Origin of the sequence: Microbispora sp. H10949, from assembly GCF_014161435.1 — a bacterium.
GTDB classification, from domain to species: Bacteria; Actinomycetota; Actinomycetes; order Streptosporangiales; family Streptosporangiaceae; genus Microbispora; species Microbispora triticiradicis.
This window is the reverse complement of record NZ_JABBWZ010000003.1, coordinates 11534-25840: the sequence shown is the minus strand read 5'-3', so window position 1 is coordinate 25840 and position 14307 is coordinate 11534. Positions and strand designations below refer to the sequence as shown.

The window sequence follows — 14307 nt, the reverse complement described above, 5'->3', positions numbered from 1 at the left end:
CCCGCCCACCGCGTGGACGAGCAGCACACCGTCGGTCGCTTTCACGTGCGAGCCTCCCAGGCATTCAAGAAGGAAAGTCCCGCCGACGGTATCCCTTCGCTCTGACAAAATTCGCCGACGAAGCAACCGTTCGCCTCATTATGCGGTCACACCGCCCGGGCCGCTGATGTGAGCGTCAGGAACTTACCTTTTACCGGATTTTCCGGGTTTTGATCCGTCTGCCTCCTTTACGCGATAAACAGTGAGAGGCGTTCCAGTGGTCGGGGACGGGAGAGAACGTCCGCGACCGGAGGCGATCTTCTTTCCGTCCAGACGTTCGTTCTCGGTGAACCATTCGTAGTTCTGCCCACGGGGATCCGGGGGTGCGGGGATCTCGCGAGGGAGCCACTGCGGCCGGATCCTGGGGTAGTGCACCGGCAAGCCGGGGTTCCCGCGCATCACGGCCATCAGGGCATTCCTGATCGACGTCATCTGGGGGAGGCCATCGGTCAGACGCTCGAAGGCGGCTTTCGCCCGGGCAAGAGCGGTCATCGGATCGCCCTCCGGGAGGACCGCGGACAGGGACCGGTAGAAGGCGGCGTACTGCTTCCCGGTGTGCAGGGCCGTCGCCTCGGCGTCGATATCGAGCCGGACGCTGCCGAAGCCGAGTGGACGGCCGAAGCCCAGCCGGTGAAAGTGCCCCGGAGGCAGGGTGAGCAGCCAGACGAGTGCCCCGAGCTCGACCTCATCAAGATCGCGGACGTCGATGGTGAACCGGAAGACTGTCCTCGGCCGTACCCAGCCCTTAATCGACCGATTCTGGCCGTCGCGCTGCTCCTTGCCGTGTTTCGTGCGGTATTCCTTCTCGCCGGGAGCCTCGGAGCCCGTGTCATCTGCGGGCTCCCAGGGCCGCCGGTATTCGCGGTAGCGGCCGAGCACGCGGACCTGTGCGGGGTCTCGCTTGCGCTGCCCCTCGCTCCAGTGCGTGGTGCGGTCGAGCCCGGCGTGGTGCCAGTAGGCCTTCCGGCCACGCAGCCCCCGCCCGGGCCGGTAGAGGTCCTCCTTGGCGATTCCGTCCGGTACGGGACGCTCGGGCCGATCGGCGGACTCGGCGACGTAGAACCGCCCCTGCTGTGGCTTCGGGCTGCTCAGGATCGATAGCGGCATCCCGTCGCCGTCGAACCGCTCCACCGCCTCGGCCGCGTCCTGCTCGCGCACCACCGGCCCGATGCGCAGCCGCCCCCGGTACGCCGATCGCCTCACGCCGCGCCCCTCAGGAGCCACCCACCCGAAGACCCGGTCCGCCGGCGAGAGCCGGTCGTAGCAGGGGGCCGGGTGCAGCGACTCGGGCAGCAACTCCGCCGGGGCGGCGGCATAGAGATCGCGCGGCACCAGGACCGGATAGAGCCGCTCGACGCGCCCACTGCTGTCCAGATGCGCGTAGCAGACCGTCTTCGGCTTCAGCGTCAGCCAATCCTTGTCATAAATGTGCGGGCTCCAGGCGAGCTGGCCGGGTCCGTCGCCGATCCGTTCCCAAGGTTCCACGCGTCTGCCGTCGGGCCCTCGCCGGCCGAACAAATCTTTGTGCGCTTCCTGGTAGCTGCAGATGAGACGGTTCCAGTCCTCGGCCAGTTCACTCCACTCACGGGCCAGAGGCAGCGGCCGACGCTTCTCGCCGGGTTCGAGCGGCTCCAGGTAGAAGAGCCGCTCGTGGGTCTTGCGCTCGATGGTGGAACCCGTGACGTAGGCGATGCCCTGCACCAACCGTTGGCCAGGACGTAGGTCAGCCGCCACCCCCGGGCGGAGAACCCGCACCACTTTGGTGCGGTTCTTTCCGCCTGCGATGACGGCCGTCACCTTCTCCAGGTGCCTGGGCGGGTCCTTGAGAATGGCCTGTCCGTCCTTGTCGTACATCTCCATGGCCGCGATCTCGAACTTGCCGATGACGCCCTCGGCCACGACGGATACGGGCACCATCTTCAGGGCGTAGCCGGCGTCGCGGCGGAAGGCGAGCGGGGTCGTGTGGTCGCCGAAAACGCCGAACCGGGAGTTCGTGATGGTCTCGTACGCGGCCCGGAGCATTCCTTTGACCGAGGTCGCGGGCAGGTGCGGGCGGCCGTCGCGGAGCAGCACCGGATACACACGGTGGTCCTGTGCGCCCTCGGACGGCGGCCGGGACCGCGAGGTCGCGAGGAGTAGCAGCGGCGTCTCGACCGTCAGCCGGACGCCGATGCACCCGGTCCAGCACTCCTCCCGCAGTCGCTCACGCGACGGCGGCGGGCCGTCGGCGAGCCCTTCGGGCAGACCGTCGCGGTCGTACGACGGGACGAAGGTGTAGGGGTTCAGGAACTCGTCGGCCATCAGGCGGCACCTTCCACTTCTCGCTCTGACGCCTGGTAGGGCTCGAAGCCGAGCAGGCGTTCCTCGGCCACGTAGGCGTTGCCGTGCTCCGGATCGACGGCGACGTACTCGCGGGCCGCCAGCCGTACGCGCCCATGCCGGACGGCGGTGAGCGCGGGCACGTCGCGGACGCCGACGCGGGCCGAGGAGAGAGTGGCCCAACCGTCCGCGGCGTCCTGTACCGCGCCCCAGACGAGGTAGCGAGCCTCGATCGTCCTCACTGCGGGCAGCGGGTCGAGCCTGTCACCGAAGGAGCCCGGCAGCAGCTCCTCGTCCTCCGCGAGCACCACCGCGGACGCCGACGCCGACTCCATCCAGCGCAGCTCGACATCCGGGGCGAAGACACGCGCCTCGTAGACCGCCGCCAGGTCCGCTGGTCCATCGCGCGTGACGCAGGTGTGCCCGACGACACGGGCCACCTGGTACGCGGACGGGCTGGTCAGCAGGGCACATGCGCCGTCGAGGCCGGTCGCCTCCAGCGCCTCGGCCAATGTGACCCCGAACGCGGTGACAGCGTGCAGAGCGACGGCACCGGGAGTGCCGTAACCGGCTGTGGGATCTTTCGTCATCACACCTCCTGTTCCAGGTAGTCCGTCCACGCCCGGCCGATCTCGCTGGCCGCGGAGCCGCCCAGCACGTCGTCGAGCGAGGCCTGTTCGGGCCATCGGCCGCCGGTCAGGGCGACCTCGGTGACCTCGATGTCCCCGAAGCCCCGGTTGACCAGCGCGCCGAGCGGGATGCGCCCGGCGGCGAGATCGCGCAGCGTCAGGAGCAGCAGAGCGAGGGCGGGGTCTCGGTCGTCGCCGAGCCGGGTGAGATCGACGGTGAGCCGGATCGGCCCCCACTCGACGGCGTGTGGTTCCAGCACGCCGAACAGACGTCCGTCGGCGGCGCCACCTGTCCACCTGTCGAGAGCGACATGGTCGGCCTTGGCGATGCCGTGATCTTCCAGTCGGTCCAGCACCGCCTCCGGCAGCGAAGCCCTCTCCTCCCCGTCATCGGCGGAATCCCCGCGCGGAGGCTCGTCGCCCCCGGTGACCGTCCGCCACAGGGACTCGGGGATGGTGACCTCGGCGGTGCACTCCTCCGCCCGCAGCGCCCCCATCCGCCGGTCCGGCGTGTCATCCCGTGCCGCGCCGAACAGTGCTCGTATGGCCGGCAGCCGGTCGAGCCGGGCGCGAAACGCGGCGCTGTGATCGGCCGCCGACCCGCTTGGTGGCGTCTGCGCGAAGGCCGCATCAGGGCCTCGGGCGGTGTGTTCCACCAGTTCCGCATGGGCCCGCAGCGCGCCCTTCAGGGAGGCGCCCGGCAGCGCCAACGTCAGGTGGCGGCGGCCGACCCGGGTCGTGAGCGGAAGGGTGCCGACGACCAGCCCGTTCGACGTGCCCCGCACCATCACGGGGGCCAGTGGGCGCCAGGCGACCCGCACCTCCAGGACGTCGCGCCGCGGCGGCAGGTCCGGCGTGGCGGCTTCGCGCAGTGACGCCGGCGAGCGCCGCCGCGCCGGGTCGTCCCTGAGCACGGCGAGCAGCCCTTCCGGCGAGTCCAGCCGGTCCGCGACGATGTCGAGGGGGTCGTCGAGCAGCCGGACCATGCCGAGGCCCCTGCTCGTGGCGGCTCCCACCCGGATCTCGCCCGCCTGCAGAACGTCGAGCAGCGCGACCATCCACGCCTCGTCCGACTCCGCCTCGGCGTCCGTCCCGGACTCGACGTCGATCTCCAGCCGGACGAAACATCCCGCCGGAACGACGGCTCTCCCGTGCAGAATCTCCTGCGCCGCCGCGCCGGTCACCCGGTCGATGCCGACGGACGGACGGAACTCCAGGAGTGCGGGGTCGAGCGGAGACGCGGGGAGGCCACGCTCGTCCAGGCGGTGATCGGACGTGACCAGGGCGTCGGCCACGATCACGCGGCTGGCCCTGCCCTCATCCGTACCCTCGACGATGTTCCCCCACAGGCCGGCAAGCGCGGCGCTTTCGGGCCCTGCTCCCCGCGACCAGCTCCGCAGCACTCCGGCGAGCGACGTACCGGGCACGTAGAGGCGGCCGAGCCCGTCGAAGGCGATCGGCAACGGCGCGGTGGGCCCTTGCAGGAGCGCGCCCCCAAGGCTGTCCGAGAGACCACCGACATGCAGTGGAGACTCCGTACGCAACCAGCCCCGGACCCTCACCCGACGGCTCACACTGCGACCCGTCCTCGCGCTCATCGCCCTCCTCCGGTGGCTGTACGGATTGCGTCTTTGCCGGTCGCCGCCTGCTCTCGTGCGTGCGCGGCCACGCAGGCGGTGATCAGTGCGCGCACCGACTCGGCGTGCAGTTCGGCCCGCAGTACGGCGGCTCCGTCGCGGGTCACGGTGAGTTCGTCCTCAGGCAGGCCGAGCAGAGTCCAGACCTCTTCGGGATCGCGGATGAGCCGCCTGAGAAACTCCACCCGCTCCTCCGGCCAGGGGCGGCGCCCCTTGTTCTTCCTGGTGAGCCAGACCAGCCGGTGCAGCGCGCCCTCGGTCGATCGCTCTCCCACGACTTCCCGCAGTCCACTGAGCTGGGTCGTCGTCACCCCGTCGGGAAGGATCGCCGACCGTCGGCCCGGATCCACCATGACGACCTCGCACCTGCGGCCGATCTCGGCCCGCCACGCCGCCCGTTCGTAGACTCTCCCGGCGTCGTGACCATCCTCGTCAGGCCGCAACGGCCCTCGCGCCTCTTCGGTAGCGGGCACCGGCTCGACGGCGATGCCCTGATCCTCGTCCGGTCCCGCGTCGGCCCCACTGCCGGCAACCGGCCGGTCGCGGAAACTCCGCAGCAGCAGATCGTGGTCGATTTCAAGCTGTCCGAAGCCCTCGGCCCGGCGCTCCCCCAGCCCGGCCGCGCGCAGCTCGTCCAGTGCTTCCGGGGTGATGGGCCCGCCGGTGACGGTGAAGGTCATGCAGCTTCCGGCGGACAGGCCATAGAGGGTGGCCCGAGGCAGTCCCCAGCCCCGATGCCAGCTTTCCGTCCGGTGCGCCCCCAGCGCCGTGGTCACCCGCCCATCCGCTAAAGAGCTGGTCAGCGGGATCAGGCGGACGCCGGGCGACCCAGCTACGGCGAGCGCCCGTTCCAGGGCGCGGGCGACGTCGCCGGGGTGGGTGCTCGGGCGCAGCCGTTCGTCGCGAACCAGCAGATCCGACAGCAGCCATACGCGCAGCAGCCCAGGCTCGGGACCGCCGCCGCCACGCCCAGGCGGCGTGGCCTTCCCGCCCTCCGGGTGGAGGCTCATTTCGTCCCCGGGAGGCGCTGAGACGGCGCGCGCCTCGACCCGCACCTGGCCGTAGTCGTCCTTCGACGACCGCCCGACGCGCCAGCGCCCGGACAACCGTCCCTCCCAGCCCGGCTCCAGGACGCCGCGCCGCACCCGGACTTCGGCGCAGAGCACCGTCCCTGCCGCGAGTGCCTGGTAGATGTAGACGCCGCCCACGTCACGGGTCGGTCGTTGGACGTCGTCGCGGATCGTGTTGTGCATGCGGAGCGTGAAAGCGGGACTGACGACCGTGCCCGCCTCAACGCCCTTGACGGCGATGTGGCCCTCCCGGTAGGACTTGCCCTCCGTGGTGTCCCCGGCCATCCGGTTGCCGGTGACGATCTGCCCGGCACCCTTGGCGTGCACGAGGACTCGGGGCACGGGAAGTGTGCGCCCGCCGTCCGGCGTCATCGGGGTGGCCGCCGTGACCACCAGATCGCCGATGCGCACCAGCGCGTGCGCCGGGCCACCGATGCGACGCGCCACCTCGGGCATGAGGCACCAGCCGGGCAGGTACGCCTGCCCCTCCACCAGGTTGCCCTGTACGGTCGCGCCGGCCAGCACCGGCGCTGTCACAGTGATCAGCAGTTCCGCACGGTCCCAGCCGCGCTCTGCTGTACGTCGCGGTGACGGGAGCGGGCGCTCGTCCGGCATCCCCGCTGGCGAGTCGGGAGGAGGGGCGGGTGGTGTGCGGCCCAGCGCGGCGAAGTCGAGGTCCAGTCCCGTATCGGGCGATCGGAGGGTCAGGCGGCAGCGTCCGGAACCGCGCCGCCGGTTGCCGCCGATCCCCTCGATCAGCCGCGCCCCGGCGGCGAGGAGCGCGATCGCCGTCTCCCGCTGTGCCTGGTCCAGCTCTTCGAAGCCGCGAAGCTGCCCCCGGCCCGTCAACGTGACTCCGCCTCGGGCCGTCTCCACGAAGCGCAGCTTGCGCGTCTCGGCGGTACCCGTCACCGGGTCGATCGCGACGCCGGGTTTGCGAAACGTCGCCGCCCACGCCACCCGTGGCCGTCGGAGAAGCAGATCGGCGAGCCTTTCGGGCAACTTCAGCGGGCCGTCGAGTGCGAGGGCCGCCGGTCGCAACGCCCGGCCCGCGCCGCCGCCTCTGCCGTACGCCCCGGAATCCGTGCCGGAACCGCTGGCGGGACCACCGGTCGTGTCGCCTGGCGCTTGACCACTGGCCGTGGAAGCGGGTGTCGAGCCAACGGACGCCGAGCCGTCCGGCGCGTACTGGCCGCCGAACAGGAACGTCACCCAGTCGTGCCACACCCCGGCCGGGCCGCTGTCGAGCGCGTTCGCCGCCACTTCGCAGGCGTCCCGCCACACTCCCGTCAGGGTCTTCGCCGGAACGATCGGTGCGGCCGGACCCGTCATCTGGCCGCTCTCGACCGGGACCGCGTCCCGCTGCACGAGCCGGTCGACGTAGCCCGGTGCTCCGGTCCCCGTGCCGACCTGCCAGTCCGAGATCAGGAACAGCTCCAGATCGATGTTCATCGGCTTCTCGCTTCCAGCACCGTCGCGTGCTCCCCGTCGTCTCGTGATGTCGCCGCTGTCCGCGCGGTGGTGAGGAACGGCTGGGCCGCCAGGGCGTCGAGAAAGCCGGTCGCATCCTGCCCGGTGAGATCCCCGCACAGGTCGGTCAGCGCGTCCAGCCGGTGCTCGTCCTCGCGGTACCGCGTACGCAGCAGGCCGAGGCGGGCCCTGGCGACGTCCGCTCCGAGAGACACCGCCTCCCGCAGGTCGTGAACGGCTGCGCGCGGCACGAGGGCCTCACCCGACGCGGCGTGCGTACCGGTGAGCGCGGCTACCCGGCGTTCCAGGTCCGCCCAGCGCCGTCCCTCCGTACGCGGGTCCTCGCAGCCCACACCCACGACGTACGGCGAGCGGTGCGGGGACGCGCCGCCCGAGCCGGCGACGGTGACCGACCGGCGGATGCGGTCAAGGTCGGGGGCGGAGCTTTCCAGCAGTACGGCGAAGGCCAGAGCCGAACCCACGTCCCGGTCCTGTTTGGCCTCCCTCGTGATCAGCTCCTCGGCGAGGTCGTAGGTGAACCTGAACGGATAGTTGCGCTTGACGATCGCCACTCCCGCCGCCGCGCCGAGGTTCGGCAGGCCCTTCACCCGCAAAACCGGAAGAAGGTCAGGGTCGTCGGCCGTGGCCCGCTCGAACGCCTCCAGGTAGTGCCGAGTGAAGCCCAGAGCTACCTCGCCCTCACAGAGCACGGTGAGATCGTCGCCCCCGAGCACCAGCGGCAGGACAAGAGGCACACCGGCGATGGTGCGGTCCGGGTGCTCGTCGGCCGTTCGCCGCAAGGCCGTACGAAAGGCCGTGAGCGCACACCGATCCACCGCACGCGACAGCCCGCGCAGCAGGTCCGCGTACGCCTCATCCCCCGGCTCTGCGGACTCCGACTCTCCAGTCGCCCGGTCGCCGGAACCGGAATTGCCAGAACCGGAGCTGCCGGGTCCGGGGCTGATGCCGAGGTCACGGAAGATCCGGCCGAAGCCGTTCCCGTCGGCGTGGACGATCGACACCCACTCGGCCTCAAGCCCAAGCCGGTCGACGATCTTCCGCATCGTCGGTACATCGCTGCCGGCATCCCGGGCCAGGCGGTCCAGCGCCGCGGGGAAGTGGGCCAGCTTGGCCATTGAGGCCGCGGACCTGGGCGACGGGCGCTCTCCCGGCCCCTCCCGACGCAGTTCGGTCGCCGGTTGCCCGCTGGAGCCGCACTCCTCCATGAGCGGCAATCGCAGGAACCGGGCCTGCGGACCGGGCCTGGCCTCCTGCGTCGCGGCGAGCGCAGTCCGCGCGGCGCGCAGCCCTGCGGCCAGCGTTCCCGCCTCGCCTCCCTTGCGAAGCTCGTGAACTACGCCGCAGACGTCCAGCCCTGGGGCCTCCACCAGCGCTCTTGTAGTGAGCGCCGCGACCAGGCGGCGGCCGGCGTCCGGATCCGCGACGAGCAGGGTCACCGCCCCCGCGCCCGCCGTGAGCAGTTCGGCCTCGTGGCCGTGCCGCAGCCGCCAGTCATCCCGGTAGCCGCTGAAGACCTCGCGAAGCGCCTCGGCGGCCCATTCCCCGTTCACCCTGGCGATCAGGTCGGACGCGCCGACTGTCTCCTTCCGTTTGCGGGACGAGAAGATGTAGCGCTGCTTGCCCGCAGCGTTGACCACAACCAGATACATGTTCCGCCTCACTTCGCGGTCTGGTACGGATGCGGGACGACCTTGACCTCGTGATCGAACAGCCAGCCCAGCGCGAAGGCCACGCTGACCGGCGCGGCGATGAACAGCCGCAGCCGAAGCTCGCGATATCGCGGCCGAGTGAGTGTCCAGGCCCGCCAGGCCGCGTACACGTGCCGTACGGCCAGCTCGAAGTCGGCGAGCGACTCGGGCAGGTTGGCCGGGCCGCCCTCGACGACGAGTGCGGCCCGGCACCGCTCCCACCTGCCGTCGGTGTCCAGGCAGCCCTCCCGGGCGGCCCACAGCGCCTGGGTGACCATCAGCGGGTTGTCCGCCAGGTGGACGACGAGCGCGACGGCCGTGCCATCGGTCACCTCCTCGAACTCCGGCGGCTCGGTGACCTTGGCCAGTCGCGCCGCCCGCACCGCCTCTGCGGAACTGAGCGGGTCCTTCAACCGGCCGCTCATCCGTACGGCGGCGAAGAAGTCGGACCCGTCCCGTTCCGCACGCTGCGGCAGCACCGGCACTTCCGCCAGGTCCGCATCACCGCCGTGCGCCTGCTCGCTGCCGGCGGCCGGACGGGCGCCACCACCGAACGCGCGTAACCGCCGCTGCACGTTGAACTTGAACCGCGCGCCCAGCTCGAACGCGTCGGGCAGCGCGGCGTTGATGTAGAGCGAGACCGGGGTGGCGGGATCCGACTCCGACAGCTCGGTCAGCCGGGCCGTGACCAGTTCGTATGCCAGGTCGAGCGTCTGCCTCCGCGCCTCGCGGGCCTCCGCTTGCTCCTCGACGTCGTCGCCCGGCGAGGGAGCCGGAACGTCGCGCCGCACTGTGAAGCAGGAGTCATGGTGGCGGCGCGCGTGGTCGGCGGCCGCGGCGCTCCACTGACCACTCCACGGGCCCCGCCACACGCTCCTCGGCAGGGAGATCACTATGCCGACGCCCCTGCTGCGCTGCTGCCAGAGATTGATGCCCGCGAACGTCGCGGCGGCGACCACGCACAGGAGCGTCAGGAACGACCGCTGGTCCCCCAGCCAGCTCTTGATCACATCAGGCACGGTGCCAGCGGCCACCGCACCCGCGACACCGGCGAAAGCCGCCACCATCCAGCGCGACGCGCCTTCCAGCAGTGGCCTCGCCGTACCTCCACCGGCCCCGACCGGGAAACGCCCCATCCGCTCTCGCCCTCTCGCCCGTGATCCGCGCTCTCACCCCCTACAGATGGACGAAAACGACAGGCCCCGGCGGCCTGCCTGAGTGATCACCGAAGTGGACCCCTGACCCGGCAACGGACATCACAGTGCGAGCCCCTCATAGGGGGCGATAAGGATTTCAGGGCGGCGAGGGCACACACAGCACAATTTGGCGGTTATGGCTCCCCACAGGGGCAATGAGGACAGCTGTGATGTTCGACCCGACCCGCGCGGTGCTCGTCGGTTGCGACCCCTCGTAGGGGTGATGATGACGCGAACCTGGCCCAGCTTCTCGGCCCGCGGCTGATGTTGCGACCCCTCACAGGGGCGATGAGGACTCTTTCCGGGCGCAGCTCCACCACCGCCGCGTGTTCCAGTTGCGACCCCTCGCAAGGGCGATGAGGACTGGCGCGCTTCCGCATCACCTCCACACCCCGCTTCCTGCAGTTGCGACCCCTCGTAGGGGCGATGAGGACTCTGCGGCACCACGCTGTGCCTGGCCGGGTATGCCTGTTGCGACCCCTCGTAGGGGCGATGAGGACCGCGGTCCGCAAAGCCAGCCCTCGGCGCAGCATCGGGTTGCGACCCCTCGCAGGGGCGATGAGGACCCCACGGTAAAGCCGCAGGTCGCGGGGCGCAAGAGTGACTGCCGAGAGGGCCGTTTTGCAGCGAACCTTCGGTTGTGCAGGAAACCCTGGAGGTCTGCTGCAAAAGCATGATCAAGGCCGTGGCCATGATGGGATCGGCTACGACACACCGAAAACGGGAATGCGGACGTGGAGCTCTCGAAAGTCGTTGACCACTCCGCGCCCTTGCCGATTTCATTGGTGGGCACGCCCTGAGACGGCCCCCATACCGAGAGAAGTCGAATGCCCCTCGGACCCCGCTTTCGCCGGGTTGCGACCTTGCAGCGCCCATTCGTGGATCGAGAAGCCGCTTTCGCGGCTTTTGATGAGGAACTCTCCCGGATCGGGCAAGAGCCTCGTGTCCTCAACATCATCGGCGTCGGCGGAATCGGCAAGTCGCGGTTACTGCGCGAGTTCGGCGAACGGGTCAAGGCGTCCCACCGGATCGCTTCGCTCGACCTGCAGGTGCCCGCTCACCGGCAGCAGGAGGACGCCCTCGCCGTACTCCGCATGCAGCTCGGCGAGCAGGGTGTCCGATTCGACCGCTACGACATCGCCTACGCGGTGCTGTGGCAGCGCCTTCATCCGCACCTGGCTCTCACCCGCGCGGAGTTGCCGTTCGTGGAACGTAGCGAGGTCCTGACCGAAGTTCTCGACACCGCCGCCGGCGTACCCATATTCGGCACCGCGGTAGGGCTGCTGAAGCTTCTGGAAAAGGGCAACAGCAGCCGTAAGCATCGCCGCCGTCTACGGGAGAACGAGATTCTCCGGCAACTCGACACGCTTCCCGGCGCGGCGCTGGTCGACGCCGTCACCTTCATGTTCGCTGAGGACCTGCGTGCCAGTAGTGAAGACAAAGCGTACGTGATTCTCGTGGACGCCTACGAAGCTCTGGGCCGTTCGCCCGGCGACGACGCTTGGCTTCGCGACCTGGCGGCACAGCTGGATCGTGGCCTGATGGTGATCGCCAGCAGGGAGCGGCTGAACTGGGAGGTCCACGATTCGGACTGGCGGCGCGTCGTCCGGGACTTTCCTGTCGAAGGGCTGCCGATGGAGGCGCGGCTGGAACTACTGGCCGACGGCGGCATGAGCGATCCCGTCCAGCGTCGCGTCATCGCACAGGCGAGCGTAGGGCTGCCGTTCTACCTGCACCTGGCCACGGACAGCCAGGCCGACGGTCACGCGATCTCCCAGGATGAGATCGCTCAGCGTTTTCTGCACCATGTGACCGCCGAGGAACGCCGCTACCTGCAGTTGCTCAGCGTGACCCGGACCTTCGACTACGAGCTGTTCCGGGGTCTGGCGGCGGCCTTTCACCTGCCCGGGAGCAGGCTGGCGTGGGAGGGCCTTGTCGCCTACTCCTTTCTGTACCCGGCGGGCAATGGCTGTTTCCATCTGCACCAGCTCATGGCCGAGATGCTGCGGGCACGACTCTCGGCAGAGATGATCAGCGAAGCCCACCGCACCCTTCACGTTCTCTGGAGCGGGCGAGCCGAGGATCCCGCCGGCATCCGCGAGCTTGTCTTCCACGGCCTGCACGCGCACGCGCTGACCGCCGAAAAGCTGCTGCTGTACGCCGACCGCATCACCGCCCGTGGTGGAGCCCGGGGAGTCAGCGGCCTGATCTCGGATCTGCGGGCCTATCTCGACGGGCCTAATGGCCGAGCCGATCCCGCTCTTGAGGAGGCCGCTGCCTGTCTCGCCGCCGAGGCGGCCGTACTGCTCGGTGACTCCGACCGGATCAACGAGTTGACGCCCGACGCGCCCTGGCGGCTGGGAACGGAGCCCGGCGCACGTCTCGCGGTCGCCGCCGCCCATGGCCGGCGAATAGCCGGACAGACCGCACGCGCTCTACAGATTTACAGCGACGTCCTGGCCGTACACGACGGACCGGCGAGGCGTCCGGCCGGTCTGTGGGCCGCCGACCTGCACATGGCTCAGGGCCGGTTCCGGCGGGCCTTCGAGCTGGCGGAGCAGGTCACGAGAGAGTGCCCTGACGACGACCTCGTGCTCCAGGGTGACCTGGCCCGGCTACGTCATCTGGCGCTTCGCTTCTCGTACGACTTCGTCGCCGCGGAAGGGCATCTGGGCGAAGCGGTGCGACACTACGAGCAGGCACAGACCATCATCGGGACGGCGCTGGTCGCGACCAATCGAGCGGAACTGCTGGCATGGACTGATCCGACCGCCGCGGTCGCCGTCGCGAGGAAGGCCGTGGAGGTCAACTCCGAGATCGGCGCCATCCACGAAATCGGTAAGGCCTACAGCGCTCTCGGCCAAGCCCTGCTGACGCTCGGGCGTCACGCCGAAGCCGGCGAGGCACTCGACGCCGCCTGCGTGGCCCTGGAGAAGGCCCGCTATCGCTCCGGCCGGGCCCGCGCCGAGCTTCTGCGGGCGTGCCTGCACCTGCGCCGTGGGGAGCCGGACGACATGGCGATCTCAGCGCGCTGGGCGGTCGACGAGCTCCTCAGCGTGGAGGTCTACCCCACACTGATCGTCGTCGCCGACCGTCTGCTGGAACTCGTGAACCGGCCGGATGAGAAGGTGAAGGCCGCCGCCCAGCGGGCCTGGGCCGCGATTGAACCGGTCGACTCCCACGACGCGTTGGAGGATCGCATGACGCACTACCTGCGAAGGTTGCTGGGATGACGGGGGACGTCTACTGGGCCGCGTACGAGGCCGCTCTGAAGGCGCCGGGGAGCAGCGGGTTCTACAACAAGAACGTTCGCATCGACACCGCGTCGGGCCCGGTGATCGTGCGAATCCCCCTGCACGAAGCCGACGAAGTCGACTTGCGGATCTGGCCGGAACATGAAGTCTTATCGATCATCGCGCCGTATGTGACTCATGCTCCCCGGCTGCTGCATGTTTCGGCATCACCCGCGTACCAGATACACGAGTTCATCCCCGGCCTCGTCGTGGACGATGTGGCGCCGCGCGGTGACCGTGTCCCTCCCGTCGTCCTGGACGCGGTGGTGGAGTTGTTTTCGCAGCTCGCGAGGTTGCCCCGCGAGAATCTCCCCGACCTACCGCAGACGTGGCCGACCGACGGGGACACGTCTGCCTTCGCCAACGTCCTGTCCGACACCACGCAGCGCGTCTACGACGCCTTTGTCGACGAGTTCGCCTGGCTGTTCGCGGAGCTGGGTATCCCCGCCGATCCGCTCGCTGCGGCGCGAGCACGATGGCCGGCCATGACCGCACGCCCCTTCCGGCTCCTGCATTCCGACGTGCACCGGAAGAACATGATCGTCGATGGCGCGCGCACGATCTTCCTCGACTGGGAGCTCGCCCTCTGGGGTGACCCGCTGTATGAGCTCGCCGTGCACTTCCACAAGATGGCCTACCAGGACGACGAACAGGAGGCCGTGCTCGGCCGGTGGCTCGTCGCGATGGCGCCAGAGCTGACACGGGGCTGGAAGCGAGATCTGGATGCGTACCTCGCCCACGAACGGGTGAAGTCGGCAATCGTCGACACCATCCGCTACAGGCAGCTCATCTCTTCCGGGAGGCTGATGCCCGCAGAAGAGCAAGACCTGATCGACAAGCTGCTTGCCAAGCACGCCGCGGCGGCGGCCGTCTGGGGTATCCCTGAGCCGGTGTCCCGAGAGACGATCGAGAAGGCGGTACGACGAGGTTGACCCTACCCGTCAT

At 69.7% G+C, this 14307-nt stretch carries 8 protein-coding genes; 2 read left to right on the top strand and 6 right to left on the bottom strand.

The window, feature by feature from the left end; translation table 11 throughout:
* Positions 1-183: 183 nt before the first annotated feature.
* From HHX40_RS07710 to HHX40_RS07685, 6 genes are read right to left on the bottom strand one after another with little or no spacing between them, the layout of a single operon-like run.
* Entirely contained in the window at positions 184-2340 is a 2157-nt protein-coding gene (locus HHX40_RS07710) for a TIGR03986 family CRISPR-associated RAMP protein (protein ID WP_182879999.1), read from the bottom strand.
* Positions 2340-2948 (bottom strand): CRISPR-associated protein Csx19, encoded by a 609-nt coding sequence (gene csx19 / locus HHX40_RS07705; protein WP_182879998.1) that lies wholly within the window; start codon positions 2946-2948, stop codon positions 2340-2342. The genes HHX40_RS07710 and csx19 overlap by 1 nt, the downstream gene beginning before the upstream one ends.
* Positions 2948-4585, bottom strand: a complete 1638-nt coding sequence (locus tag HHX40_RS07700; protein WP_182879997.1) for an RAMP superfamily CRISPR-associated protein — start codon at positions 4583-4585, stop codon at positions 2948-2950. Before HHX40_RS07700 ends, csx19 begins: the two co-directional genes overlap by 1 nt.
* Positions 4582-7146 (bottom strand): RAMP superfamily CRISPR-associated protein, encoded by a 2565-nt coding sequence (locus tag HHX40_RS07695; protein ID WP_182879996.1) that lies wholly within the window; start codon positions 7144-7146, stop codon positions 4582-4584. The genes HHX40_RS07700 and HHX40_RS07695 overlap by 4 nt, the downstream gene beginning before the upstream one ends.
* Positions 7143-8834 carry a hypothetical protein gene (locus tag HHX40_RS07690; RefSeq protein WP_182879995.1) on the bottom strand — a complete coding sequence of 564 codons (1692 nt, stop codon included), beginning with the start codon at positions 8832-8834 and terminating at the stop codon, positions 7143-7145. The genes HHX40_RS07695 and HHX40_RS07690 overlap by 4 nt, the downstream gene beginning before the upstream one ends.
* An 8-nt stretch (positions 8835-8842) precedes the next feature.
* Positions 8843-9892, bottom strand: a complete 1050-nt coding sequence (locus HHX40_RS07685) for a hypothetical protein (protein WP_182879994.1) — start codon at positions 9890-9892, stop codon at positions 8843-8845.
* Between the two features lie 1055 nt (positions 9893-10947).
* On the opposite strand from HHX40_RS07685, the gene HHX40_RS07680 reads away from it, so the two are divergent.
* Both HHX40_RS07680 and HHX40_RS07675 read left to right on the top strand, forming a co-directional pair.
* Positions 10948-13302 (top strand): hypothetical protein, encoded by a 2355-nt coding sequence (locus tag HHX40_RS07680; protein WP_220498855.1) that lies wholly within the window; start codon positions 10948-10950, stop codon positions 13300-13302.
* Positions 13299-14294: an aminoglycoside phosphotransferase family protein gene (locus tag HHX40_RS07675; RefSeq protein ID WP_182879992.1), complete on the top strand. Its 996-nt coding sequence runs from the start codon at positions 13299-13301 to the stop codon at positions 14292-14294. Before HHX40_RS07680 ends, HHX40_RS07675 begins: the two co-directional genes overlap by 4 nt.
* The last annotated feature ends 13 nt before the right edge of the window (positions 14295-14307 follow it).